The organism is Cupriavidus sp. F041, from assembly GCF_057814235.1.
Genome location: NZ_JBVASY010000002.1, coordinates 1,210,463 through 1,235,573 on the forward strand (window position 1 = coordinate 1,210,463; position 25,111 = coordinate 1,235,573).

23 protein-coding genes and 1 tRNA gene are annotated in these 25,111 nt (G+C 65.8%); 6 read left to right on the forward strand and 18 right to left on the reverse strand.

The window, feature by feature from the left end; all coding sequences use genetic code 11:
* Positions 1 to 96 precede the first annotated feature (96 nt).
* From ACZY0R_RS22720 to ACZY0R_RS22730, 3 genes are all read right to left on the reverse strand, one after another.
* Positions 97 to 1,509 (reverse strand): FAD-binding oxidoreductase, encoded by a 1,413-nt coding sequence (locus ACZY0R_RS22720; RefSeq protein WP_488861388.1) that lies wholly within the window; start codon positions 1,507 to 1,509, stop codon positions 97 to 99.
* A gap of 29 nt (positions 1,510 to 1,538) precedes the next feature.
* Complete coding sequence (locus ACZY0R_RS22725; RefSeq protein ID WP_488861390.1) at positions 1,539 to 2,285, reverse strand: FadR/GntR family transcriptional regulator; 747 nt, start codon at positions 2,283 to 2,285, stop codon at positions 1,539 to 1,541.
* Positions 2,286 to 2,521: 236 nt separating this feature from the next.
* Positions 2,522 to 3,307 carry an IclR family transcriptional regulator gene (locus ACZY0R_RS22730; RefSeq protein ID WP_006155981.1) on the reverse strand — a complete coding sequence of 262 codons (786 nt, stop codon included), beginning with the start codon at positions 3,305 to 3,307 and terminating at the stop codon, positions 2,522 to 2,524.
* A 237-nt stretch (positions 3,308 to 3,544) separates the two neighbouring features.
* Here ACZY0R_RS22730 and ACZY0R_RS22735 point away from each other — a divergent pair, with 237 nt between their 5' ends.
* Genes ACZY0R_RS22735 through ACZY0R_RS22745 form a run of 3 tightly spaced genes read left to right on the forward strand, consistent with a single transcriptional unit; the run spans position 3,545 to position 5,995 of the window.
* On the forward strand, positions 3,545 to 4,270 hold the full coding sequence (locus ACZY0R_RS22735) for a (Fe-S)-binding protein (RefSeq protein WP_488861392.1): 726 nt from the start codon (positions 3,545 to 3,547) through the stop codon (positions 4,268 to 4,270).
* A gap of 40 nt (positions 4,271 to 4,310) precedes the next feature.
* On the forward strand, positions 4,311 to 5,720 hold the full coding sequence (locus ACZY0R_RS22740; RefSeq protein ID WP_488861394.1) for a LutB/LldF family L-lactate oxidation iron-sulfur protein: 1,410 nt from the start codon (positions 4,311 to 4,313) through the stop codon (positions 5,718 to 5,720).
* A complete protein-coding gene (locus ACZY0R_RS22745; RefSeq protein ID WP_276289200.1) occupies positions 5,720 to 5,995 on the forward strand; it encodes a hypothetical protein in 276 nt (91 codons plus the stop codon). The genes ACZY0R_RS22740 and ACZY0R_RS22745 overlap by 1 nt, the downstream gene beginning before the upstream one ends.
* Before the next feature lie 66 nt (positions 5,996 to 6,061).
* On the opposite strand, the gene ACZY0R_RS22750 is transcribed toward ACZY0R_RS22745, so the two are convergent.
* From ACZY0R_RS22750 to ACZY0R_RS22820, 15 genes are all read right to left on the reverse strand, one after another.
* Positions 6,062 to 6,856, reverse strand: coding sequence for an ABC transporter ATP-binding protein (locus ACZY0R_RS22750; RefSeq protein WP_035860073.1), 795 nt, complete (start codon positions 6,854 to 6,856; stop codon positions 6,062 to 6,064).
* Between the two features lies 1 nt (position 6,857).
* Complete coding sequence (locus tag ACZY0R_RS22755) at positions 6,858 to 7,754, reverse strand: ABC transporter permease (protein WP_035860075.1); 897 nt, start codon at positions 7,752 to 7,754, stop codon at positions 6,858 to 6,860.
* Positions 7,755 to 7,903: 149 nt separating this feature from the next.
* Entirely contained in the window at positions 7,904 to 8,875 is a 972-nt protein-coding gene (locus ACZY0R_RS22760) for an ABC transporter substrate-binding protein (protein ID WP_488861398.1), read from the reverse strand.
* Positions 8,876 to 9,196: 321 nt separating this feature from the next.
* A complete protein-coding gene (locus tag ACZY0R_RS22765; protein WP_488861400.1) occupies positions 9,197 to 10,255 on the reverse strand; it encodes an aldo/keto reductase in 1,059 nt (352 codons plus the stop codon).
* Between the two features lie 95 nt (positions 10,256 to 10,350).
* Positions 10,351 to 11,385 (reverse strand): quinone-dependent dihydroorotate dehydrogenase, encoded by a 1,035-nt coding sequence (locus ACZY0R_RS22770; RefSeq protein ID WP_488861402.1) that lies wholly within the window; start codon positions 11,383 to 11,385, stop codon positions 10,351 to 10,353.
* Between the two features lie 111 nt (positions 11,386 to 11,496).
* Positions 11,497 to 12,321: an arginyltransferase gene (locus ACZY0R_RS22775; protein ID WP_488861404.1), complete on the reverse strand. Its 825-nt coding sequence runs from the start codon at positions 12,319 to 12,321 to the stop codon at positions 11,497 to 11,499.
* Positions 12,322 to 12,412: 91 nt separating this feature from the next.
* Entirely contained in the window at positions 12,413 to 13,159 is a 747-nt protein-coding gene (gene aat / locus ACZY0R_RS22780) for a leucyl/phenylalanyl-tRNA--protein transferase (protein ID WP_045241742.1), read from the reverse strand.
* Between the two features lie 28 nt (positions 13,160 to 13,187).
* Positions 13,188 to 13,772 carry an NUDIX hydrolase gene (locus tag ACZY0R_RS22785; RefSeq protein WP_045241741.1) on the reverse strand — a complete coding sequence of 195 codons (585 nt, stop codon included), beginning with the start codon at positions 13,770 to 13,772 and terminating at the stop codon, positions 13,188 to 13,190.
* Between the two features lie 196 nt (positions 13,773 to 13,968).
* Positions 13,969 to 14,044, reverse strand: a tRNA-Met gene (locus ACZY0R_RS22790).
* Between the two features lie 123 nt (positions 14,045 to 14,167).
* Positions 14,168 to 14,920, reverse strand: coding sequence for an RES family NAD+ phosphorylase (locus ACZY0R_RS22795; RefSeq protein ID WP_488861407.1), 753 nt, complete (start codon positions 14,918 to 14,920; stop codon positions 14,168 to 14,170).
* Positions 14,880 to 15,269, reverse strand: a complete 390-nt coding sequence (locus ACZY0R_RS22800) for an MbcA/ParS/Xre antitoxin family protein (protein ID WP_035860093.1) — start codon at positions 15,267 to 15,269, stop codon at positions 14,880 to 14,882. The genes ACZY0R_RS22795 and ACZY0R_RS22800 overlap by 41 nt, the downstream gene beginning before the upstream one ends.
* A 156-nt stretch (positions 15,270 to 15,425) precedes the next feature.
* Positions 15,426 to 16,661 (reverse strand): benzoyl-CoA 2,3-epoxidase subunit BoxA, encoded by a 1,236-nt coding sequence (gene boxA, locus ACZY0R_RS22805; protein WP_488861409.1) that lies wholly within the window; start codon positions 16,659 to 16,661, stop codon positions 15,426 to 15,428.
* Between the two features lie 74 nt (positions 16,662 to 16,735).
* On the reverse strand, positions 16,736 to 18,160 hold the full coding sequence (boxB, locus tag ACZY0R_RS22810) for a benzoyl-CoA 2,3-epoxidase subunit BoxB (RefSeq protein ID WP_488861411.1): 1,425 nt from the start codon (positions 18,158 to 18,160) through the stop codon (positions 16,736 to 16,738).
* Positions 18,161 to 18,230: 70 nt separating this feature from the next.
* Positions 18,231 to 19,913 (reverse strand): 2,3-epoxybenzoyl-CoA dihydrolase, encoded by a 1,683-nt coding sequence (boxC, locus tag ACZY0R_RS22815; RefSeq protein WP_488861413.1) that lies wholly within the window; start codon positions 19,911 to 19,913, stop codon positions 18,231 to 18,233.
* A 137-nt stretch (positions 19,914 to 20,050) separates the two neighbouring features.
* Positions 20,051 to 20,989: a helix-turn-helix transcriptional regulator gene (locus ACZY0R_RS22820; RefSeq protein ID WP_488861415.1), complete on the reverse strand. Its 939-nt coding sequence runs from the start codon at positions 20,987 to 20,989 to the stop codon at positions 20,051 to 20,053.
* A 222-nt stretch (positions 20,990 to 21,211) separates the two neighbouring features.
* Between ACZY0R_RS22820 and ACZY0R_RS22825 the strand changes: the two genes are divergently transcribed.
* The 3 genes from ACZY0R_RS22825 (at position 21,212) to ACZY0R_RS22835 (ending at position 25,037) form a co-directional block, all read left to right on the forward strand.
* Positions 21,212 to 22,846: a benzoate-CoA ligase family protein gene (locus ACZY0R_RS22825; protein ID WP_488861417.1), complete on the forward strand. Its 1,635-nt coding sequence runs from the start codon at positions 21,212 to 21,214 to the stop codon at positions 22,844 to 22,846.
* A 48-nt stretch (positions 22,847 to 22,894) separates the two neighbouring features.
* Positions 22,895 to 23,710 (forward strand): alpha/beta fold hydrolase, encoded by an 816-nt coding sequence (locus tag ACZY0R_RS22830; protein WP_488861419.1) that lies wholly within the window; start codon positions 22,895 to 22,897, stop codon positions 23,708 to 23,710.
* A 145-nt stretch (positions 23,711 to 23,855) separates the two neighbouring features.
* Positions 23,856 to 25,037 (forward strand): ABC transporter substrate-binding protein, encoded by a 1,182-nt coding sequence (locus ACZY0R_RS22835; protein WP_488861421.1) that lies wholly within the window; start codon positions 23,856 to 23,858, stop codon positions 25,035 to 25,037.
* Positions 25,038 to 25,111 lie beyond the last annotated feature (74 nt).

The following is a 25,111-nucleotide window of genomic DNA, read 5'->3' on the forward strand; positions in this document are numbered from 1 at the left end:
GAGCCGCAATGACCCGGCACCCACGGACCTGAGGTCATGAAAAACGCGCCGTCCCCGGCGCGTTTTTTTCGTTGGGCGCCGCGGCGTGCCCTGTGCCTACAGCAGCTTGCCCGGGTTCATGATGCCGGCCGGATCCAGCAATTGCTTGATGCCCCGCATCAGGCGCAGTTCGAGCGGGTCCTTGAGGCGCAGGAAATCATCGCGCTTGAGCTGGCCGATGCCATGCTCGGCGCTGATGCTGCCGCCGTAGCGCGCGACCTCGTCCAGCACCTCGGCGGTCAGTGCCTTGCCGTGCTGGGCGGTCCAGTCGCGCTCCGCGCCTGCCGGACGCGACAGGTTGTAGTGCAGGTTGCCGTCGCCGAAGTGCCCGAAGATGAAGGGGCGGATGCTGGGGCTGACGGCCTTGAGGCGCGTCTCCATCGATGCCATGAAGGCGGGGATCTGCTCGATCGGCAGTGAGACATCGTGCTTCAGGTGCGGCCCGTCGGCGCGCTGCGCCTCGGAGATTTCCTCGCGAAGCTTCCACAGGCTCTGCAATTGCGCCAGCGAAGCGGAGACTGCGGCATCCAGGCACAGCTCGCGCTCCAGCGCTTCCCCGATCACGCGTTCGAGCAGAGTGTTGAGGGCCTCTTCGTCCGTGGTGTCGGCCAGTTCCACCAGCACATAGGCGGGATGGCGCTGGGCGAACGGCTCCTGTACGCCTTCCGCATGCCTGAGCACCAGGTCGACGCAATCGCCGGTAAAGAACTCAAAGGCTTGCAGGCGCGCGCCACACTGGGCGAACAGCAGCTCGAAAAGCTCCAGCGCCTGCAGGGGCGACGCCACCGCGGCCAGCACCACCGAGCGCGCATCGGTGCGCGGAAACAGGCGCAGCGCCGCGGCGGTGATCACGCCGAGCGTGCCCTCGGAGCCGATCAGCAATTGTTTGAGATCGTAGCCGGTGTTGTCCTTGCGCAAGGCGCGCAGCCCGTGAAAGATCTCGCCGTTGGGCAGTACGGCCTCGACGCCCAGCACCAGTTCACGCGTCATGCCATAGCGCACCACATTGACACCACCAGCATTGGTAGCAAGGTTGCCGCCGATCTGGCAGGAGTCCTCGGCCGCCAGGCTGAGCGGCAGCAGGCGATGCGCTTCCTGGGCGGCGCGCCGCAGGTTGCCCAGGATGCAGCCCGCTTCCGCGACCATCGTGTTGGCGATGGTATCGATCGAACGGATCGCGTTCATGCGGTCCATGCTCAGCACCACGTTGACCGGACTGCTGTCAGGCGCGGCGCCGCCGCACAGGCCGGTATTGCCGCCGCGCGGCACTACCGGCACCGCGGCCTGCTGGCACAGCGCCAGGCAGCGGGCCACCTCGTCCACCGAGCGTGGCCGCACCACGGCTTGCGCATTGCCACGGTAAAGGCCGCGCCAGTCGGCGAGCCAGGGCGCGACCTGGTCGGGCTCGGTGGCAACCACGTCGGGGCCCAGTGTTTCGATCAGGCGGGGCAGGAAGTCTGTATTTTGCATGGTGGTTCTATCTGGAGAGACGATGCGGCTCAAGCCGCTGAATGGGATGGTTCCTGCCCGGCTGCGGGGGACTCGGCGCGCGCGTGCGGCCGCAGGCCCAGGCGCGCCGCCGCGCCCTGCAGATGGGACACGGCAGCGGCGCGCGCCAGTTCCGGGTCGCCGGCACGGATCGCGTGGAAGAGGGCCAGGTGCTCCTGGTGGACTTGTTCGGACAGGCCATCCTGCTGGCGCGTATTCAGCCGTGCCACATGTACGGCCTGGTGCAATTGCAGGTTCAGGTATTGGAGCAGTTGCAGGTAGTACTTGTTGTGCGTGGCGGTGGCGATTGCCACATGGAAGGCGGTGTCCGCCTCCACGCTGCGGTGAGGATCGTGCAGTTGCGCCGCCAGCCGCTCCAGCAGCGCTTGCATCTCAGCGACATCCTGCGCGGTGCGCCGTTGCGCGGCCAGCGCGGCGGCAGCGCTCTCGAGGTCGAGCCGCAATTCGTAGATGCTGGCCAGTTCGTCGCGATCGATGTCCATCTCCCGTGGCAACTGGAAACCGGCATTGCCCACGCGGGAGCACACCGTGCTGCCCACCCCCTGACGGCTTTCGATCAGGCCCTGGGAGCGCAGGTGTTCGGTCACCTCGCGGATGACGGCCGGGCTCACGCCGTAGTGCCCGGCAAGCTGCTTGCCGGTCGGCAGGCGGGCGCCAACGGGGTAAGTGCCGTTAGCGATCTCGGCGCGTAGTTGCTGGGTCACCTGTTCGGTGAGGGTGATGGCTTTGGTACGCATGCCCGGCAGAATATCGTTATTCAGGTTATCTGAAAACTAAGTGTAAACCCTTGTTGCTGCGGATCGATGCATGAATGGGGAAGTGGGGTTAAGCGCGCCGCCGGCGATTGAGGATCAATGGCAGCCGAGCGGCAACCAAGCGTCAGGCGTCAGCGAAAAAGCAGGAAAGCGGGGTGAAGGCGGTGCAGTGGCCGGGCGGGAAGGGTGTCCCGCCTATCCCCCACCCCCGCTGGGACTCAGGCGGCCACGTCGGTCGCGTAGCCCATGCCGCGCGAGATCTGCAGTGCGGTTTCCTTCAGGTTCTGCAGCCAGCTGTCCTGCAGGCGGTCGGCCGGGGCCGATAGCGAGAGCCCGGCAACCAGCCGGCGCGAATCGTCGTAGATGCCGGCTGCAATGCAGCGCACGCCGAGTTCCAGTTCCTCATTGTCGCGCGCGTAGCCGTTCGTGCGGACCCAGTTGAGTTCGCGTTCCAGCTTGATCAGGTCCGTGATCGAGGTGCGCGTATGGCCGGCCAGCCCGGTGCGGGTGGCATAGTTGCGCACCCGCGCGACTTCATCGGCCGCCAGGAACAGCTTGCCCACGGAGGTCAGGTGCAGCGGCGCCCGTCCGCCAATGGCGCGCACCACCTGCATGCCGGAGCGTTCGCTGTACGCGCGCTCGATGTAGACGATCTCATCGCCCTGGCGCACAGACAGGTTGACGGTCTGGCCCGTCACGCGATGCAGTGCGCGCATCGGCGCCAGTGCCGCGTCGCGTACCGACAGGCGGGCCTTGACCAGGTTGCCCAGTTCCAGCAACCGCATGCCAAGCCGATAGCTGCCGGGATCGGAGCGGTCGACGAAACGGCAGGCCACCATGTCGTTGAGGATGCGATGCGCTGTGGAGGGGTGCAGGCCGGTGGTCAACGACAGTTCTTTCAGGCTGACCGGATCAGCATGCTGGGCTAGCGCATCCAGCAAGGTCATCATGCGCTCGATGACCTGGATGGATGTCTTTCCTGGTGCCTTGTCTGCTTCTGCCATGGGGAAATGTTGCCGTGCGGCAAATTAAGCGGTTGCCTGATTCTATCTCGCATCGTGAAAATTTCAATAGGTGAAATGACATTACCGAAAGAAACTTCAGATTCTGCTGATGACGGATGTGCCGGGAAAGGCATGCAAAAATGCGGCGAATTCACCCGCGCCATGAACGCTTTTGTATGCCGCACGGTGCGCAAGAGCGCATAATTGCGGGGTTTCGGGGTCTGGAAAAGGGAAACAATGCGAGTCGGTCTGTTCGCCACCTGCCTGGTGGACCTCATGCGTCCGGAAATCGGCTTCTCGGTGCTCAAGCTGCTGGAGAAGGCGGGTTACGAAGTGATGGTGCCCGAGGCCCAGACCTGTTGCGGCCAACCTGCCTACAACTCGGGCGAACGCGCCGGGGCGCGCGATCTGGCGGAGAAATTCCTGCGCGAGTTCGAGATGTTCGACTATGTGGTGATTCCGTCAGGCTCATGCGGCGGCATGGTGCTGCATCACTACGCCGACCTGCTGGGCGACGATCCCGAGCTGAATGGCCGCTATGAGGGCTTGCGCTCGCGCGTGTTCGAGCTGACCGACTTCCTGGCCAACGTGGCCAAGATGGGCGAATTCGATTCCAGGTTTGCGGGCCGCATTACCTACCATGACTCCTGCTCCGGCCTGCGCGAACTCGGCGTCAAGAGCCAGCCGCGTGCCTTGCTGGCGCAATTGCCCGGCGTGCAGTTGAGCGAGATGAAGGACTGCGAGGCCTGCTGCGGATTCGGCGGCACCTTCTCGGTCAAGTACGGCAATATTTCGACAGCCATCGTCGACGAGAAGTGCGCCAACATCAAGGCCAGCGGCGCCGATGCCGTGGTGCTGGGCGACCTCGGCTGCATGCTCAATATCGAAGGGCGCCTGCGCCGGACCGGCGACACACGTACCCAGGTGCTGCACATCGCGCAAGTGCTCGCCGGCGACGCCTGAGCCCGGGCGGACGAAAAACAAACCTTGGCGAGACCCCGCTATGCAAGTTCGCAGCATGGAATTCAAGGCGCGCGCGGGCCAGAAGCTGGCCGACCAGCGCCTGCAGCAGAACCTCAAGAAGCTCTCCACCAAGTTCGTGACGGCGCGCGCCGATGCCATCCGCGACATCGATTTCGATGCCACGCGCGAGGCGCTCAAAGAGCGACGTGACCGCGCGCTGCAGAACCTCGACGTCTGGCTGGCCACTTTCGAGGAAAACGCCACGCGCCGCGGCGCCACCGTGCTGTTTGCCGAAACTACCGCGGATGCCGCGCGGCTGGTGGCGGAGATCGCGCAGAAGCATGGCGTCAAGAAGGTCATCAAGAGCAAATCGATGGTGACCGAGGAAATGCGCCTGAACCAGGTGCTTGGCGAGATGGGCGTGCAGAGCATCGAGACCGACCTCGGTGAGTACATCCTGCAGATCAATGACGCGGAGCCGCCGTCGCACATCATTGCCCCGGTGGTACACAAGGACAAGGAAGAGATCGCCGACCTGTTTGCCAGGGTGCACCACAAGCCGCGCCTGACCGATATCTCCGAGATGACGCGCGAGGCGCGCGAAGTGCTGCGGCCTGAATTCCTGTCGGCCGATATGGGCGTGACTGGCGGCAACTTCATCATTGCCGAGACCGGATCGGTGGCGGTGGTGACCAACGAAGGCAACGAGGGCATGTGCACGGTGATGCCACGGGTGCACGTAGCCGTGACCGGCATAGAGAAAGTACTGCCGACGCTGGAAGACCTGGCCACCGTGATGCGGCTGCTGCCGCGCTCGGCTACCGGGCAGGCGATCTCCAATTATTTCTCGCTGCTGACCGGCCCGCGTGCCGAGGGCGAGCGCGATGGCCCCGAGCATATGTATTTCGTGCTGGTTGACGGTGGACGCAGTGGCCTGATCGGGGGCGACTTCCAGGACATGCTGCGCTGCATCCGCTGCGGCGCTTGCATGAACCACTGCCCGGTGTACCAGAAGATCGGTGGCCATGCCTATGGCTGGGTTTATCCCGGCCCGATGGGCAGCGTGCTGACGCCGAGCTATACGGGCCTTGCCAACGCGCTGGATCTGCCACAGGCAGCCACGCTGTGCGGCGAATGCAACCGCGTGTGCCCGGCTTCCATCCCGTTGTCGGACCTGCTGCGCAAGCTGCGCGAGAAACAAATGGAACGCGGCCTGCGTCCCTGGCAGGAGCGGCTCGGGCTGCAGGTGTGGGGCTATGTGGCGCGCCGGCCGGGACTGTATGCCTTCGCCACCCGCATCGGCGCGCGCCTGCTCTCGCGCATGGGCGGCAGCAGCAAGCTGATCGCCAGGCTGCCGATGGCAGGCCGGGGCTGGACCGAGACCCGCGACCTGCCCGCACCGAGCGGACGGACCTTCCGCGAACTCTACAAGGAAAGGAGGGCCCGTTGATGGCCACGACCACTGACAATGCGCCGGCGCTGGCGGCCATGCGTGCAGCGCTTGAACAGCATATCGGCGGCCAGCTCGCCGCCGATGGCCTGGTGCGCAGCTGGCGCGAGGCAGCGCCCGCGCTGGTATTGCCGCCGATGTTCGGGCAGGCGATGGAAGAGTTGCTGCGCCGGCTGGAGATGTCGGCAGTGTTCGCGCAGGACAGCTGCTCGTTTTCGAGTTCGGCGGTGACCGACCAGCTCAAGCGCTGGCTGGACAAGGCGGCCACGGCCTGAACGTGGCCGGCCCGGAAAGCAGAAGGCCCCCGCCGAGACGGGGGCCTTCTGCGTTTTGGCCGGGGCTTAGCCTAGCAGCAACGCATCGTCATCCAGTTGCTCATGCCGTGTCTGCTCGAACATGCGCAGCAGATCCGGCACGTCCAGCCCGGCGCGTTGATCGCCCGACACGTCCAGCACGACCTGGCCCTGGTGCAGCATCACTGTGCGCTGGCCGTAGTCCAGCGCCTGGCGCATGCTGTGCGTGACCATCATGGTGGTGAGCTTGGCTTCCTCCACGATCTTGGCGGTCAGTTCCAGCACGAAGGCTGCCGTCTTCGGGTCGAGCGCGGCGGTGTGCTCGTCCAGCAGCAGGATGCGCGAAGGTTGCAGCGAAGCCATCAGCAGGCTCACGGCCTGGCGCTGGCCGCCCGAGAGCAGGCCGATACGGTCCGTCAGGCGATTTTCCAGGCCCAGGTTGAGCAGGCGCAGCTTGTCGCGGAACAGCTCGCGCGAGGGCTTGTTCAGCGCCGCGCGGAAACCGCGCCGGCTGCCGCGCGCCATGGCCAGCGCCATGTTTTCCTCGATGGTCAGCGCCTCGCAGGTGCCCGCCATCGGGTCCTGGAACACGCGTGCCACCAGCGGGGCACGGTCCCAGGCCGGCTTGCGCGTGACATCGATATCATCGATGGTGATGCGGCCCGAATCGACCATCTGGTCGCCGCTGATGGCGTTGAGGAAGGTCGACTTGCCCGCGCCATTGGAGCCGATCACGGCAACGAACTGGCCGGTCGGGATATCCAGGCTGAGGCCGCGCAGCGCGCGCGTCTCGATCGGGGTGCCGGGATTGAAGGTGAGTTTCAGGTCTTGTGCGCGCAGCATCTCAGGCACCTCCGTTCTTGCGGCCGAACAGCTTCTTGCGGGTTCCCGGCAACACCAGGGCGCCGGTCACCAGTACCGCCGTGACCAGGTTCAGGTCTTGCGCCTTGAGGCCGATGAATTCGCTGTTGAGTGCCAGCGCGATGAAGAAGCGGTAGAGGATGGCGCCCAGCACCACGGCCAGCGTGGTGTACACTAGCCGGCGCGCCGGCAGGATGCTCTCGCCGATGATCACCGCGGCCAGGCCGATCACGATGGTGCCGATGCCCATGGAGATGTCGGAGCCGCCCTGGGTCTGCGCGAACAGCGCGCCCGCGAGCGCCACCAGGCCGTTGGACAGCGCCATGCCGGCCAGCGTGGCGCGGCCCGTGGCGATGCCCTGGGAGCGCGCCATGCGCGGGTTGGCGCCGGTGGCGCGCATGGCCAGGCCGAGCTGCGAGGAGAAGAACCAGTCCAGGCCGAGCTTGGCCACCACCACCACGATCAGCAGCAAGGCCGGACGCAGCATGTAGTCAGGCAGCCAGTCAGGTTGCAGGATGGTGAAAATGGTGGACTCGGTGATCAGCGGCACGTTGGGCTTGCCCATGATGCGCAGGTTGACCGAGTACAGCGCGATCATCATCAGGATACTGGCCAGCAGGTCCATGATCTTGAGGCGCACATTGAGCCAGCCGGTGATGAAACCGGCAAAGGCGCCCGCCACGATCGCCAGCCCTGTGGCGATGAAGGGATCCTGGCCGGAAGCGATCAGCGTGGCCGCCACGGCGCCCCCCAGCGGGAAGCTGCCGTCGACGGTCAGATCGGGAAAATTGAGGATGCGGAAGGAGATCAGCACCCCCAGGGCGACGAGGCTGAAGATCAGGCCGATCTCCAGGGCGCCCAGAAGGGAAAAGAGGGACATGGGGAAATCCAGTTGCTATTTCCGGCACGGGAGGCCGGATCAGGAAAGCCTGGCGCGCTGCCCGGGTCGGGCGACGCGGTACGGGCGTTCCGGGGGCGGGCCCGGATAGAGCCACCTGCGCGCTAACGCGCAGGGTCAGCGTGCCGTGATTACTTGATGACGGTCTTCGCTTCCTTGACCAGTTCGGGCGGCAGCGTCACGCCTTGCTTCTCGGCTGCGCCGGTGTTTACGAACAGTTCCAGCTTGTCGCTGGTTTCCGAAGCAATCGCGCCGGGCTTCTCGCCCTTCAGGATACGCACCACCACCTTGCCGGTCTGATGGCCGAGGTCGCCGTAGTTGATGCCCAGCGCGGCAATGGCGCCACGCTTGACGCTGTCGGTATCGGCAGCCACCAGCGGGATCTTCGACTCGTTGGCGACCTTGACCAGGGCTTCGTACGCCGACACCACGTTGTTGTCAGTGTTGGTGTAGATCACATCGACCTTGCCGACCAGGCTCTTGGCGGCGGCGCCGATGTCGACCGTGCGCGGCGCGGCGGCTTCCTTCAGCGTCAGGCCTTCCTTGGCCAGCATCGCCTTCAGTTCCTTGACCACCACCACCGAGTTGGCTTCACCGGGGTTGTAGACCATGCCAACCGTCTTGGCCTTGGGCACCACGCGCTTGATCAGGGCAACCTGGCGGTCAAGCGGCAGCTTGTCCGACACGCCGGTCACATTGGTGCCCGATGCGCTCCAGCCCTTGACCAGCTGGGCGGCAACCGGGTCGGTCACGCCGGAGTACACCACCGGCACCGACTTGGTGGCGGCCACGACGGCCTGCGCCGACGGCGTGGCGATGGCGACGATCACATTGGGCTGGTCGCCGACGAACTTGCGCGCGATCTGCGCGGCGGTGCCGGTATTGCCCTGTGCGCTCTGGTATTCCCACTTCAGGTTCTTGTCGGCATCGTAGCCGGCGCTCTTCAGTTCGTCGCGCACGCCATCACGGATGGCGTCCAGCGCGGGATGGTCGACGATCGAGAGCACCTTGACGGTCTGGGCCTGCACGGCGCCGCCGTACAGCAGCGCGAGGGCCACGGCGCTGCCCAGGATGGTCTTGGTCGATGTCTTGAGACACTTCATAGTATGGATCTCCCCCGGGAGTGGGTTCTGGGTAATCAGCCGCTCTTGGTTTTCGATGGGTTTGGTCCGCAGTCCTGCCCGGCGGCGCGTGGCGCCGGCCGGCCGGTCCGTTGCGGGAACGACACACCAGGCGGCAGGCAGGCGGTCGCTGGAGCGCAGCGGATACGACGGCGATAAGCCTGCGAGGATACCATTTCCGAGACGCGATTTGCCCTGTTTTGCCCCGTTCTAGTGCGACAGTAAGGCAAAACGGCAGGACCGGAGCGCGCTGCGAGCGGCTCCGGCTGGTGCGCCGGTATCGGTGCGTGGAGCGCGGGAAGGCTACTGGGCGGGGTTGTGAATCTCGGCGTGGATGTGGGCGATGGCCGCGGTTGCCGCTTCGGGCAGGGGCGCCTGCCAGGCGTCGATATTCTCACGCAGTTGCTCCACCGAAGTGGCCCCGACGATCGTGCTCGCCGCGAACCAGCGCGAGTAGGTCCAGGCCAGCGCCAGCGTCGCCGGCGAGATGCCGTGCTCGCGCGCCAGCGCCACATAGCGGGCGGCCGCGGCCAGGCTTTCCGGCCGCAGGTAGCGCGGGCTCCAGTCGGGCGGGAAGCGCGTGAGCCGCCCTCTGGCCTGCGTGTCGAACACGGGATGCGCGAGATCGCCGCCCAGGTATTTCCCGGTAAGCTGCCCAAAGGCCAGCGGGCTATAGACCAGCAGGCTGACGTCGGTACGGAAGCAGGCCTCGTCCAGGCCCTGCTCGTAGCTGCGGTTGAGCAGGTTGTACGGGTTCTGGACCGTGGCGATGCGCGGCAGGCCGTGCAGCTCTGCCTGCTTGACGAACTCGGCCACGCCCCACGCCGTTTCGTTGGAGACGCCGACGTAGCGGATCTTGCCCGCGCGCACCAGTTCGCTCATGGCTTCGAGCTGCGCCTGGATCGAGGCGCACTCGCGCTCGTTTGCCGGATTGAACTGCTTCTGCCCGAAGATGGGCGCATTGCGAGCCGGCCAGTGGATCTGGTACAGGTCGATGTAATCGGTTTGCAGGCGCGCCAGCGAGGCGTCCAGCGCCGCGCGGATGCTGTCCGGTGTCAGGTCGCCGCCGTTGCGGATCCACGGCATGCGCGCCGGGCCGGCGACTTTGGTCGCCAGCACGATACGGTCGCGCTGCTGGCGCTTGAGCCAGCTGCCGACGATGCGCTCGGTGCTGCCATACGTCTCGGCGCTCGGCTTGACCGGGTACATCTCGCCGGTGTCGATAAAGTTGATGCCGCGCGACACGGCGTAGTCGAGCTGGCTATGGCCTTCGGCTTCGGTGTTCTGCTCGCCGAAGGTCATGGTGCCGAGGCAGATGCGCGAGACCTGCAGGTCGCTGCGGCCCAGACGAATGGTTTCCATTGGCTATCCTTGTCAGGCGTTGACGCCCGGTATGGGGAGGGCGGCTGTGGTATCACCGGCTGCCAGCGTCCTGGCAACCCCAATCGAAGCGCGCCTCAGGCCCGCAGGGCGGCGGCACATTCCTTGACCAGCACCGGTCCGCGGTAGATCAACCCGCTGTACACCTGTACCAGTTGCGCGCCGGCCGCAATCTTGGCTTGCGCGTCGGCGCCGCTGAAGATGCCGCCCACGCCCACGATGGGCACCGCATCCCCAACCACCTCGTGCAGGCCCTTGACGACGCGCGTGGACGACTCGAACACCGGGCGGCCCGACAGGCCGCCGGCTTCCTCGCCGTGCGGCAGCCCCTTGACCGCGTCGCGCGCGATGGTGGTGTTGGTGGCTATCACGCCATCGATGCGGTGGCGCACCAGCGCATCGCCGATATTGCGGATCTGGTCGGCGTCGAGGTCGGGCGCGATCTTGAGCGCGAGCGGCACGTAGCGCTTGTGCTGGTCGGCCAGGCGCTGCTGCGCGTCCTTGAGCGTCGAGAGCAGGCTGTCGAGTTCGCTCGCGCCCTGCAGCTGGCGCAGGTTCTTGGTGTTGGGCGACGAGATATTGACGGTGACGTAGCTGGCGTGCGGGTAGACCCGTTCCAGGCAGTGCAGATAATCATCCACCGCGCGCTCGATCGGCGTATCGGCGTTCTTGCCGATGTTCAGGCCCAGCACGCCGCCCTCGGCCTTCCAGCGCGACGCCTTGACATTGGCGATAAACGCATCGACGCCGCCATTGTTGAAGCCCATGCGGTTGATCAGCGCATCGGCCTGCGGCAGGCGGAACATGCGCGGGCGGGGGTTGCCCGGTTGCGCGCGTGGCGTCACGGTACCCACTTCGATAAAGCCGAAGCCGAACGCCGCCAGCCCGTCGATATAGGCGCCATCCTTGTCGAGCCCGGCGGCCAGGCCCACCGGATTGGGAAACCGCACGCCCATCACCGTGCGCGGGTCATCGGCGATGGTGTTGCCGATGCAGCCCGCAAGCCCCAGACGCTTGGCGCGCAGCAGGTTGTTGAGGGTGAAATGGTGGGCGTCCTCCGCATCCATCGAGAACAGGGCGGGGCGAAACAGGGGATAGAGCGCGTTAAGCACAGGGAATCAGCTTGGAAGTCGGGACCAGGGCGGCATTGTAACGGTTGGGCCGGAAGCGGTACTGCCGCGCAGGCGCGACCCGGCTCCAGCCGCCCTCCCGGATACCGGCCATCAAGTCTCCGGCGCTTCCTCGCCGGGCTGCGGCGGAATGATCGGGATGGCAGTGGGAGAGGCAACCGCGACCGCTTCCTGTGGCGAATCGAAGGGGCGCCACTGGTTGGCGGTCAGCACCTGGAGTGGCTGGTAGCGCGCCTTATAGGCCATTTTGCGGCTATCGGCGATCCAGTAGCCCAGGTACAAGTGCGGCAGGCCGAGTTCGCGGGCCTGCTGGATCTGCCACAGGATGTTGTAGGTGCCATAGCTGGCTTTGACTTCCAGCGGGTCGTAGAAGGTATAGACCGAGGAGAGCCCGTCGTCGAGCACGTCGATCATGCTGACCATGCGCAGGCGGCCGGCCTCCGGCGAGCCCGGCGGTTCGCGGAATTCGACCAGGCGCGAGTTGACCCGACTTTGCAGCAGGAACTGCTCATACTGGTCCCGGCTGTCCTGGTCCATGCCGCCACCGGCATGGCGCATCGACTGGTACAGGAGATAAAGCGAATAATGCTCTTCGACATAGGTCAGCGGCGCCACCAGGGCCTGCAGGCTCTCGTGCTGGCGCCAGGCCCGGCGCTGGCTGCGGTCGGGGTGAAACTGGTCCACCACCACGCGGCATGGCGTGCAGGCGTGGCATTCATCGCAATAGGGGCGGTAGGTAAAGATGCCGCTGCGCCGGAACCCGGCGCGCACCAGCCGCGAGTAGACGTCGGCATTGATCAGGTGGGCGGGCGTGGCCACCTGCGAGCGCGCCATGCGGCCATCGAGGTAGCTGCAAGCGTAGGGCGCCGTAGCGTAGAACTGCAGCGCGGAAAGGGGGAGTTCCTTTAGCTTGCTCATGTGTCTGCAACGGCCAGGGATGAAACAGCAACGCAGGTAAGCCGATGGCGCCGTGACCGGACGCTGCGCAGTGTGGCCGGAGGGGCGGGCCCTATGCCCGATCCTGAATCTGGGTCCATCTCTGCAGCACCGTCTTGTCGAAGCGCCACGGGTTGATATCCGGCTGGCGGGTGGCGATGCGGATATGGGCCGCGAACTCAGCACGCGGAATCGGACTCGCCCCGAGCGAAGCCAGATGATCGGTTTCCTGCTGGCAGTCTATCATCGCCACGTCGTGGTTGCCGAGGAACGCGCACAGCGCGGCCAGGGCAATCTTGGAAGCGTCCGTGCGCCGCGCGAACATCGATTCGCCGTAGAACATGCGCCCGAGCGCCACGCCATACAACCCGCCCGCGCGCTCGCCGCGGTACCAGCTCTCCACGCAATGCGCCAGGCCGTTACGGTGCAGCGCACCATAAGCGGCAATGATGTCTTCGGTGATCCATGTGCCATGCTGGCCCTCCCGCGGGGTCAGCGCGCAAGCCTGCATCACGGCGATAAAGTCATCGTCGACACGGATTTCCCAGTCGGGGTCGCGCAGCACGCGCTTGAGGGTCTTGCGGAAGGTGGCGGAAACCCGCAGCGCCTGTGGCGCAAGCACCATGCGCGGATCGGTGCTCCACCACAGCACCGGCTGGCCTTCGGCATACCAGGGGAAGATGCCTTGCCGGTAAGCCAGCAGCAGGCGCTGGGCCGACAACTCGCGGCTGGCCGCCAGCAGGCCGGGCGCGTCCGACCCGGGGCCGAGCGCACGCTCGACCGGCGGGAACGGATCATGCGGATCCAGCCAGGTGATCATGCGGGAGCGGCGGGCAACGTGCCCCTGTTCAGGGTTCGACCGTGGCCCGGCTGGTCAGCGGGCGCATCGGCTTGTCGATATCCAGGCTGTGCAGGCGGAAGGTGCCGTCGGCCAGCCGTCCCGCCGCGCGGTCGGCGAAGAAGCAGCGCAGCGAATGGATCACGGTGGGGAAGGCCAGTTCGTCCCAGGGCACGTCGGCTTCCTCGACCAGCTTCACCTCCAGGCTCTCCTCTCCCGCGGAGATATCGAGATCTTCCAGCGTGGCGAGGTAGAACATATGCACCTGATGCACATGCGGCACATTCAGGATGGAGAACAGCTCCCCGACCTTTACCCGTGCACCGGCTTCCTCGAGCGTCTCGCGCGCGGCGCCCTGCGCGGTGGTCTCGCCGATCTCCATGAAGCCGGCGGGCAGCGTCCAGAAGCCGTAGCGCGGCTCGATGGCGCGCTTGCACAGCAGGACCTTGTCCTCCCACACGGGAATGGTGCCTACTACATTGCGCGGATTGACGTAGTGGATGGTGCTGCAGTTGTCGCACACTGAACGCAGGCGCGAGTCGCCTTCTGGGATGCGCAGCACGACCGCATGGCCGCAGTTCGAGCAGAATTTCATGAGAGGCGTCCGGGAGGAATGGCGAAAGTGTATCACCGCCGATGCGGGCTGCCGGGGGTGCGATGCTAGTTTGGGAAAGGTCCGCGAACGGGGTGGCGGCCATGTAGAGAATTCGTCGCGCAAAAAACAAAAAACGCCCGGAGGGGCGTTGATTTGTTCTGCATCCGACAGCCGGTCGCGTGGATCTGCGTGGCTTTGGTTGCGGGGGCAGGACTTGAACCTGCGACCTTCGGGTTATGAGCCCGACGAGCTGCCAACTGCTCCACCCCGCGTCCGTCGAAGTAAAAGATTATAAGGCAATTCCTTTTGCTGCGCAACAGCTAATTGCGCAGCAACGGGCAAAGGCGCAAGACCATGCCCCTGCAACGCGTGCCAGCGCGATGGCGCACCGTCATTCAGTCCTTGTCGGTGCCGTCCGGGCTGCGCTGCCACGCGCTGGCCGGGAACTGAAAACTGTCTCGCTGCAGCAGGTCGTCTCGCTGCCAGATGACGCGGTCGGGACGTACCGTCAGCATCCAGGTGGTGGTCACGCGCGGGTTGGGTTCGGCGAAGGCGCGCGGCGCCAGCAGCGCGGCACAGGGGCCGTGTTCCGGATCGCGTACCGAGGTGTAGCGGATCATGGCCAGGCCCGCCTCGCGCGCCACCCGGGCCAACGCCTGGCACGCATCGTAGCGGACGGGATCGGTCCACTGCGCCGCATCCTCCACGAAGGGCGGGGCGTCGAGCGCGATGCCGTCGGTGCGAACGCTGACCTGAAACAACGTGTGCGGGCGCGCATCGATGCGCGGCAGCGCAGGACTGTCGAGCAGGAAGCGCCAGCGCCAGTAGCCAAGTTCGGCGCAGGCGGTGCGGATGTCGTCGGCGCCGTAGAACACGCCTGGATCCTGTTCGGCGCGAAAGCGCGAGCCCCACGGCGACGGGGGGTAGCGAAACGGCGTGAACAGCAGGTAATGGAGATGGCGCGCCTCGGCGGGCACGGCGGGCTTGCCGGCGTCGAGCACGGCTTCGAGCACGGCCTGTTCTTCCAGGCTGTCGACCAGCGGCATGGTCGAGACTACGTGCTGGGCCTCCACCGCGCGCCAGAGCGTGAGCGCAAAGGCCTTGCGCTCAGACGCGACCGCGGGTGGCATCCAGATAGTGAACGACACGTACCAGGCCCTCGGTTGTGCGGATCAGGTCGAGCGGTTTGCCGCCCAACGCCAGGTTTTCATTGGCAAGCCAGAGACGGGCCTGGTCGCTGTGTCCGAGGATGGCGTCGAGCGAGCGGAACAGGCGCACGAACAGCACGCCAAATTCCCATTCCTTGCGGTGTGCATCGAGCACATAGCCACCGGAAGCCATTCGGGAAACGGAGGCTGTGCTGATGCCCAGCACGTTGGCCACGCCTGCCTGGCTGATGCCGAGAAAGCCGGCGGCACGCATCACCGCCTTGGTGAGTGTGGTGCCGGGGTCCGGACTGCCGGCAGGAAGATGCTCGGGGACTTGCCTGGGTTGCATCGCCTCGCTCCTGTTTCTTCAGAAACATTATAGGCGGTTTGTTTCGTAAGGGAAGTACTAAACAACGCCGCATCTGTAGGGTTTGGTGGCTTCGGCGGCGGCAAGTTCTCCGGCAATACGATATGTGGCTGGCCAGGTCACACGAGCCCAATAGGCCTAATAAGTCTCGATGTGGAGCCGTCCCTCCGCTTTCATGCGCGCCTCCAGTTCGGCCCAGGGAAGTCCCGCATCCGCGCACGCATCCCCGAACGCGGCGAGCACGCCTTCTTCCATGCCTTTGAGACCGCAGATATAGATATGGCCGTGCGGGTCGTTCAACAGGCCGGCCACGCGCGCGCCGGCATCCCGGATGGCGTCCTGCACATAACGGCGTGGCTGTCCGGAGTCGCGCGAGAAAGCGAAGTGGATATCCAGGAAGCTCGGCGGCAGTTTCATCAGCGGGCCGAAGTAGGGCAGTTCCCGCGCATTGCGCGCGCCGAAGAACAGCATGCGCTGCCCGGCGAAATGGTCAAGGTTGCGCCGCATGCGCTCGGTCATGGCGCGCATCGGTGCCGAGCCGGTGCCGGTGCAGATCATCATCATGCTGGCTTCGCGGTGGTTCGGCATCAGGAAGGTGCTGCCGAACGGGCCGACCACGCGCACCTCGTCGCCGCGCGCGAGGTCGCACAGGAAGTTGGATGCCACGCCGCGAACCGGCCGCCCCTCGTGATCCTGCTCGACCCGCTTTACCGTCAGCGCGATGTTGTTGTAGCCCGGCCGCTCACCATCGCGCGGGCTGGCGATCGAGTACATGCGGATATAGTGCGGCTTGCCCGCCGCGTCGGTGCCGGGCGGCACGATGCCGATGGCCTGGCCTTCCAGCACCGGGAAGAATTGCTGCCCGAAATCCAGCACGATGTGGTGGACGTCGCTCGATGCGTCGTCGGCGGTCAGGCGGTAGTTGCCGGCGACAGTGGCCGTGGCGGGAGCACGCACGGCGTGCAGGTTGACGTAGGGATGCGCGGCCGACCAAGGCGCCTTGGGCGAGGTATGCCCGCTGGTTTCCACCTGTTGCGCCCGCGGCTCCTGCGCGCTTTCCGGCGCGGCCGGGTCGGGTTGGCTCTCTGCCTCGCCGGTTGCCGGCAGCGGCGTGTCGCCAGGCAGTTCATCCCAGAGCAACTGCGCCTCGATTGGATAGGCCTCGCTTTTCAGCATGGTGCGCCAGTTGTCGATGGCACCGGTAGGGCACGGCGACAGGCAGGCGCCGCAACCATTGCATACGTCGGCCTTGACCACATAGTTGCGGTCGTCGTGGGTAATCGCGTCGATCGGACAGGTGTCTTCGCAGGTGTTGCAGCGGATGCAGATTTCGGGGTCGATCAGGTGCTGCCTGATGGTCTCGGGGGCGCCCATCTCTTGTCTCCTTGGCGTGCGGCGGGTCTGTTGCCGCCGCTGCGCCGAACGTTGCCGGTGGGGCAGTCGTTGCGTCAGTTGAAGCGCACGTACTCAAAGTCCATGGGCTGGCGGTTGACGCCGACCATGGGCGGCGCGATCCAGTTGGCGTACTTGCCGGGCTCGGTCACGCGGCCCATCAGCGAGGCAACGAAGGCGCGGTCTTCTTCCGTTGCCAGCCATTCGCATTCACTCGCCTGCCATTGGGCTTCGGTGAGCAATTCGCCGGCGGGCGAGACATGCACGTTGGCAAAGCTGCCGATCTTGCGGTTGAACGCCTTGTGCGGCACCGTCATGCGGAAGTCGATCCCGTGCCTTTCAATCACCTTGTTCCAGCGCGCCACGCCGCCGATGGAATCCTTGATGTAGTCGTCGCGCAGCACCTCGTTGAGCGCGTTGAGCATGGGTACCTCGCGCTCGCCCAGGCGGCCGTCCTGGATATCGAGGATGCGGTACACGTCGCCCTTGAGCACGTGGTCGTCGTTGCGCTTGCCTTCCTCGAAGCGGCCCTTGAGCCCGGCGCTGTAGAAGGTGGCGGCGTTGGACGACTGGTCCGCGCCGAACAGGTCGATCGTTACGCTGTAATGGAAGTTGAGATAGCGCTGGATGGTTTCGAGGTCGATCACGCCTGCCGCGCGGACCTCGGCCGGATCCCGGATATCGCGTTCGCGCATCACTTCGCAGGTGCGCTGGATCACGCGTGAGACGCCGGATTCGCCCACGAACATATGGTGGGCTTCCTCGGTCAGCATGAAGCGCGTGGTGCGCGCCAGCGGATCGAAACTGGATTCGGCCAGCGCGCAAAGCTGCAACTTGCCGTCGCGGTCCGTGAAGTAGGTGAACATGAAGAAGGCCAGCCAGTCGGGCGTGCGCTCATTGAAGGCGCCGAGGATACGGGGGTTGTCCTCGTCGCCGGAGCGGCGCCCGAGCAGCGCTTCGGCTTCTTCCCGCCCGTCGCGGCCGAAGTGGCGGTGCAGCAGGTAGACCATGGCCCACAGGTGGCGGCCTTCCTCCACATTGACATGGAACAGGTTGCGCAAGTCGTACAGGGAGGGGCAGGTCACGCCGAGATGGCGCTGCTGCTCGACCGAGGCCGGCTCGGTGTCGCCCTGGGTGACGATGATGCGGCGCAGGTTGGCGCGGTGCTCGCCCGGCACCTCCTGCCAGGCCGCCTCGCCCTTGTGCTCGCCGAAGTGGATGCGGCGCGCGGGATCGGCGGGCTGGAGGAAGATGCCCCAACGGTAGTCCGGCATCTTGACGTGATCGAAGTGCGCCCAGCCGGAAGGATCGACCGAGACCGCGGTGCGCAGGTAGACATCGTGCTGGTGCGAGCCTTCTGGCCCCATGTCGCGCCACCAGTCGAGGAAAGCGGGTTGCCAGTGCTCCAGCGCGCGCTGGAGCGCGCGGTCATCCGACAGGTTGACGTTGTTGGGGATCTTCTGGCTGTAGTCGATGCTCACGGGATGTCTCCTGGTTATCTTTTTGTCTTCTTTTATTTTGTCTGTCGCGTGTCGCCTTGCGAGTGCCGGTTCAGACGCGGTCCCAGTCGAAACGGGCCTTGTTGCCCGAGCCGAAGACTTTGAGCGCGCCGTGCTCGCCAATGGCATTGGGCCGGTTGAAGATCCAGTTTTGCCAGGCGGTGAGGCGGCCGAAGATGCGGGTCTCCATGGTTTCCGCCGGCCCGAAGCGCAGGTTCGCTTCGAGCCCGGTCAGCGCGTCCGGCGACAGGCTTGCGCGCTCTTCGATGGCGATGCGGATCTCGTCTTCCCAGTCGATGTCGTCGGGCGTGGCGGTGACCAGCCCCAGCGAGGCGGCGCTGATGGCGTCGAGCGGCGCGCCGGCATGGTCCTGGACGGCCTGGATCGCGGCCTCATCCTGGTAGAAGCGCGCGGCCAGCCGCGTCAGTCCGTTGACCATCGGGTAGCGGCCAAAGTTGGCAGCGCAGGCGAACGCGCGCGGCGCGTCGTCCGGCGCGTCGGGCAGGTGCAGCATATAGCTGCGGTCGGCGGCCAGCGCCAGTTCCAGCAAGGTGCCGGCAAAGCACGAGTCCGGTTCGATCAGCGCGAACAGCGTGCGGGAGGAAACTTCCAGGCGCGCGAGCGTGCGCCGCAGCATGCCGATGGTCTCGCGCACGAACCAGTGGCCGGCATGCGCTTCCAGCAGGGCATCGGTGGCCAGCACCTGATGCGGGTCGCCTTCGGTCTTGAGAATCCAGATGCCGATGTCGAGATGATTGGCGCGCAGCGTGAGGATGGCGTCGTCGAGCTCGCGCGCCATCTTCAGCGGCCACCAGTCGGCGCCAGCGGCGAGGATCTGCGCGAGCGTCTGCGGCTGCTGTTTGCGGGGGCCGAATACCGTTAGCGTCGCCTTGCGCGCAGCCGGGTCCAGATGCACCTGGACGGTGTCATAGCGGTAGCCGTGCGCGTCCTGGCTGCGCGACAGCGGCGTGAGCCGGACGCCCGGCTGGTCCGCTGGGCGGTCGCTGTCGGCGGCGAGCGCAAGCGCGCGCTGCTGCACGTGCTCGGCGAAGCGCGCCGGCTTCACCACGGCATCGACCAGCTTCCACTCAAGCGCCCTGTGCCCGCGCACACCCTCGGTGGTGGTGCAGAAAATATCGGCACGGTCGCGCCGCACGCGGCGCTTGTCGGTGACGCGTGTCAGGCCGCCGGTGCCCGGCAGCACGCCGAGCAGCGGCACTTCGGGCAGGCTGACCGCCGAGGAGCGGTCATCGACCAGCACGATTTCGTCGCAGGCCAGGGCAAGCTCATAACCGCCGCCGGCGGTGGTGCCGTTGCAGGCCGCGATGAATTTCAGGCCTGAGTAGCGGCTGGCGTCCTCGATGCCGTTGCGGGTTTCGTTGGTGAACTTGCAGAAGTTCACCTTCCAGGCATGGGACGACTTGCCGAGCATGAAGATGTTGGCGCCCGAGCAGAAGATGCGTTCCTTGGCGCTGGTGAGCACCACGGTACGTACCTCGGGATGCTCGAAGCGGATGCGCTGCAGGGCATCGTGCAGTTCGATATCCACGCCGAGGTCGTAGGAGTTCAGCTTGAGCGCATAGCCGGGCCGCAGGCCGCCGTCCTCGTCGACATCCATGGACAGCGTGGCGACCGGACCGTCGAACGCCAGTTTCCAGTGGCGATACGTCGCGGGGTCGCGTTCGAAAGTGATGGGGGGATGCGAGGTGGTGGCAGGGACGGCCGGGGCGGACATTGTTGTCTCCTTTATGCACTATATTGTCGATCATCCTCTGTGATGAAATATAGTGCACAAATCCGGGCGGCGCAATCCTTGTGCGATAACTTTCAGGCCGGGCGGCTGGCGCACCGGGCGGCAGCCAGCGCCGCAGCTCAGCTGCCCAGCACGCGGAGCTGGGCGCGCAGCGCCTGCAGGGAGGTGTTGGGATCCTGGCCGCTGGTGTCGATCGTCACATCGGCGCGCGAGTAGAGCGGGGTGCGCGCCTGCAAGATGCGGCGCAAATCGTCCATGGCCTCCCGGTTGCCTTCCATCGGGCGCATATCACCTTGCGCCACCACGCGCGCCATATGCTCCTCGGGCGAAGTCTTTACCCAGACCGTGTAGCAGCGCGCCAGCAGCAGGTTGAAGGTGGAGGGCTCCGAGACCAGGCTGCCTGGCGTGGCAAGCACCATGCGATCGTGCTCGCGCAGCACGCGTTCGAGTGCGCGCATCTCGTAGCGGCGGTAGGCCGCCTGTCCGTACAGCGAGTGAATCTCTGCCAGGCTGGCGCCGGCTTCCTGCTCGATGACGCCGTTCAACTCCACGAAGGGTACTTCCATTGCCGCCGCCAGCGCCCGCCCGAGGGTGGACTTGCCCGCGCCGCGCAGCCCGATCAAGGTGATGCGGCGATGACGCATGTCATGGGACGCGGACGGCGCCAGCGCGTGATGGCAGGCTTCGCGCACGCGCGCCAGGTCACCGGCGGGCAGTTGGGCCAGCCATTGCACCAGTTGCGAGAATTCGGAGGCCGGCTGGCCACCAGGGGCATGTTCCGTTTCCATCTCCGCAAGCACCACCGGCAGGGGCACGTCGAGCGCGCGCGCGACCTGCCGCAGCAGCAGCACGGAAGCATTGCCGGTACCGGTTTCCAGGTTGGCGAGATAGCGCTCCGAAACCTCCGCGCCGCGAGCCAGGTCCTTGCGCGACATGCCACGCGCCGCTCGCAGCGAGCGAATGCGCTCCCCGAGTTGCGTCAGGTAGGGATCGCGCTCGCCGGCGGGGCGGGAATCGGAGGAGTCTGGGGCCAGCAGGGGATCTGGATCGCGGCGCATGGACGGCTTTACGTGTCAATGAGATCCGGGAGGCATCCGGATCGGGGTTGCGATTATAAGGGACGGTACGCGCGTGCCATATAGTGCATTACTCTGCTTGCATAATAGTTGATATGCAATAAAATGCATCAACAAAAGAAAGAACAGAAGACACAACAAATACCTGACTCCGTTTCCCCATGACCAAGCGTGACCCGGGGGACGGCATCGAGGAGTGGAGACATGACGCCCCCTGTTGCATCCCCGCCCCCGGTGGCCGGGGCGGGTTTGCCGCCGGCTGCCGTCGCAGTGCTGCCGGCACGGTACAACGCGGCCGCGGACCTGCTGACGCGCAACCTCACCGCCGCCCGCGCCGGCAAGATCGCCTATGTGGACGATGCCGGCACGCTCACCTTTGCCGCGCTCGACCAGCGCAGCAGGTGTTTTGCCGCCGCGCTGCTGGCGTCCGGTGTGCGGCCGGAGGAGCGCTTGCTGTTGTGCGCCATCGACACCACCGATTTCCCCACGGTCTTCCTCGGGTGCCTGCTGGCTGGCGTGGTACCCGTGGCCGTGAACACACTGCTGACGGTCGACGACTACGCTTATATGCTGGGGCACAGCGGCGCGCGCGCGGTAGTGGTGTCGGCGCCGCTGGCAGCCACGATGCGCGAGGCCATCGGCAAGGCCGGCACGGATCCCGCGCTGATGCTGGCCGGGCCCGATGACGCATCCGCCGGCCCGGCGCCCAGCGTGGCCGGGATGGCAGGGAAGGGCGCACCGCTGGAAGGCGCTGCCGCCACGCGACCGGACGACATTGCCTTCTGGCTCTATTCGTCCGGCTCCACGGGGCGGCCGAAGGGCACCGTGCATACGCATGGCAACCTGTTCCATACCGCCGATCTCTATGCGCGCCAGGTGCTCGGCCTGCGTGAAGACGATGTGGTTTTTTCCGCGGCGAAGCTGTTCTTTGCCTATGGCCTGGGCAATGCGCTGACGTTCCCGCTCGCTGTTGGCGCCACCACGGTGCTGATGGCCGAGCGCCCCACGCCGCAGGCTGTATTCCGGCGCCTGCGCGAGCACCGGCCCACGGTTTTCTGCGGCGTGCCGACGCTTTACGCAGGCATGCTGGCCGCAAGCGACCTGCCGGCGCGGGCGGAAGTCGCACTGCGGGTTTGCACCTCGGCGGGAGAAGCGCTGCCCAAGGATATGGGCGATCGTTTCCAGGCGCATTTCGGCTGCGACATCCTCGATGGGATCGGCTCCACGGAGATGCTGCACATCTTTCTCTCGAACCGTCCCGGCGACGTGCGCTACGGCACCACCGGCAAGCCGGTGCCCGGCTATGCGCTGAAGCTGCTCGACGAAGCGGGCCAGCCGTGCGCGCCGGGCGAGATCGGCGACCTCTTTATCAAGGGTCCGAGCGCCGCGCTGATGTACTGGGGGAACCGCGACAAGAGTCGCGACACCTTCGTTGGCGAATGGACCCGCAGCGGCGATAAATACCTGCAGGACGCGGACGGCTATTTCATCTACGCCGGGCGCAGCGACGACATGCTCAAGGTGGGCGGCATCTATGTCTCGCCATTCGAGGTCGAGGCTGTGCTGGCGCAGCACCCGGCCGTGCTGGAGGCCGCGGTGATCGGCGTGACCGATGCCGACGGGCTGGTCAAGCCCAAGGGCTTCGTGGTGATGCGCCCCGGCCATTCGTGGCATGAGGACATGGCGGCGGAGTTGCAGGTCTTTGTCAAATCGCGGCTGGCCCCCTACAAATATCCGCGCCAGATCGAATGCGTGGCCGAGTTGCCGAAGACGGCCACCGGCAAGATCCAGCGTTTCCGCCTGCGCCAGCGCGAGGAAGCTGCGCTGGCCGGGGGCTGACAATCAAAGTCCAAGGCAAGAAACAAAGACATAAGCAAAGGCAAAAGCATGCAAAGCGAGTTGGTGGAAATTCCTTTCGACGGCCGCCGTATCCAGGTGGAAGTGCAGTGGCTGCGCCCGGACCGGCAGGAGCGCCCGCTGGTGGTCTTCCTGCATGAAGGGCTGGGTTCAATCAGCATGTGGCGCGACTATCCGGCCTCCCTGTGCGAGGCCGGCGATTTTCGCGGGCTGGTGCTGTCGCGCTACGGCTATGGCCGCTCCACGCCGCGTCCCGCGGAGGAAAAGTGGGGCGTCGACTTCATGCACCGGCAGGCGAGCGAGGCCTTGCCGGCGCTGTTCGATGCACTTCAGATCGGGCCCGGCCGCAGCCGCGGCATGCCCTGGCTGTTCGGTCACAGCGACGGCGGCTCGATCGCCCTGATCTACGCCGCCAGCTTCCCGCAGGCAGTCGACGGGATCACCGTGCTGGCGCCTCACATCATGGTCGAGGACGTGTCGGTGAACAGCATCCGGGCCACCCGCGAAACCTACCTGCAGACCGATCTGCGCTGCAAGCTGGCACGCCATCATGCCGACGTGGATTCGGCCTTCTGGGGCTGGAACGACATCTGGCTCGATCCCGCCTTCCGCACCTTCGATCTGCGACCCTTGCTGCCGCAATTGCGTTGCCCTGTGCTCGCCGTGCAAGGCGAAGACGACGAATACGGCACCATGGCACAGATTGAGGGTATCCATCGATATGCGCCACAAACCGTCCTGCTTAAACTCCCGCGATGCGGCCACTCGCCGCACCGCGACCAGCCAGGGCCGTTGACGGATGCGGCGGTCCGGTTTATAACGGCGCATACTTCATACCTAAAATAATTTCGCGCCCCCTGCACGTTAGCCTGCATTTCCAGCGATTCCGGCAGTTCGCGAAGTCCGCGATTGCCGCGAGTGGCCCGGAAGCCCGCAGGCCGGCGATGCCGGCCCAGGCGACGGAAGTCGGCTTGACCACCAGGAGACATCCATGCATCGCTTCACATCGCGCGGGCTGGCGCCCGCATGCCTTGCCATTGCTGCATCCTTCGCCTTCGCCGCGGGCGCCAGCGCCCAAGGCACCGGCAAGATCAAGGTTGGCTTCATGCTGCCCTACACGGGTACTTACGCCTCCCTCGGCAATGCCATCGAGAATGGCTTCAAGATGTACGTGCAGGAGCAGGGCGGCAAGCTGGGCGGGCGAGAGATCGAGTACTTCAAGGTGGATGACGAGTCCGATCCCGCCAAGGCGCCGGAGAACGCCACCAAGCTGATCAAGCGCGACCAGGTCGATGTGGTGGTAGGCACGGTGCACTCGGGTGTGCAGATGGGCATTGTCAAGGTAGCCAAGGAAAACAACACGCTGCTGATCATTCCCAATGCGGGCGTGGACGAAGCCACAGGCCCGCTGTGCGGCCCCAATATCTTCCGTTCTTCGTTCTCGAACTGGCAGCCGGGCTATGCCATGGGCCACGTGCTGGCCGAACGCGGCATGAAGAAGGTGGTCACGCTGACGTGGAAGTACGCGGCCGGGGAGCAGTCGGTCAAGGGCTTCAAGGAGGCCTTCGAAGCCAAGGGCGGCAAGGTGGTGAAAGAGTTGAGCCTGCCCTTCCCCAACGTCGAGTTCCAGGCGCTGATCACCGAGGTGGCGTCGATCAAGCCCGATGCGGTGTTCGTCTTCTTTGCCGGCGGCGGCGCCGTCAAGTTCGTCAAGGACTGGGCCGCGGCGGGCCTCAAGGACAAGATCCCGCTCTACGCCTCGGGTTTCCTTACCGATGGCACGCTGGAAGCGCAGGGCAATGCGGCGCAAGGCCTGGAAACCACGCTGCACTATGCCGACGGCCTGTCCAACGCGCGCGACAAGGGCTTCCGCCTGGAGTACGCCAAGACCTACAAGCTGCAGCCGGACGTGTACGCCGTGCAAGGCTACGACGCCGCCCAGCTGCTGGCCGCCGGCGCCAGCGCGGTGAAGGGCGACATGACCAAGAAGGCCGAGGTCATCAAGGCGATGGAGCAGACCAGGGTCGACAGTCCGCGCGGCGCCTTTACGCTGTCGAAGGCGCACAATCCGGTGCAGGATTTCTACCTGCGCAAGGTGGACGGCCGCGAGAACAAGGTCGGCGCGATTGCCGTAAAGGGGCTGGCCGATCCGGCGCGCGGTTGCCGTCTCTGAGCGGTTGAACGCTGTGGCCCGGCGCCGCTCCCGCGGCACCGGGCAGAAGTCCGGCCCGCCATGCCGTGTCCCGT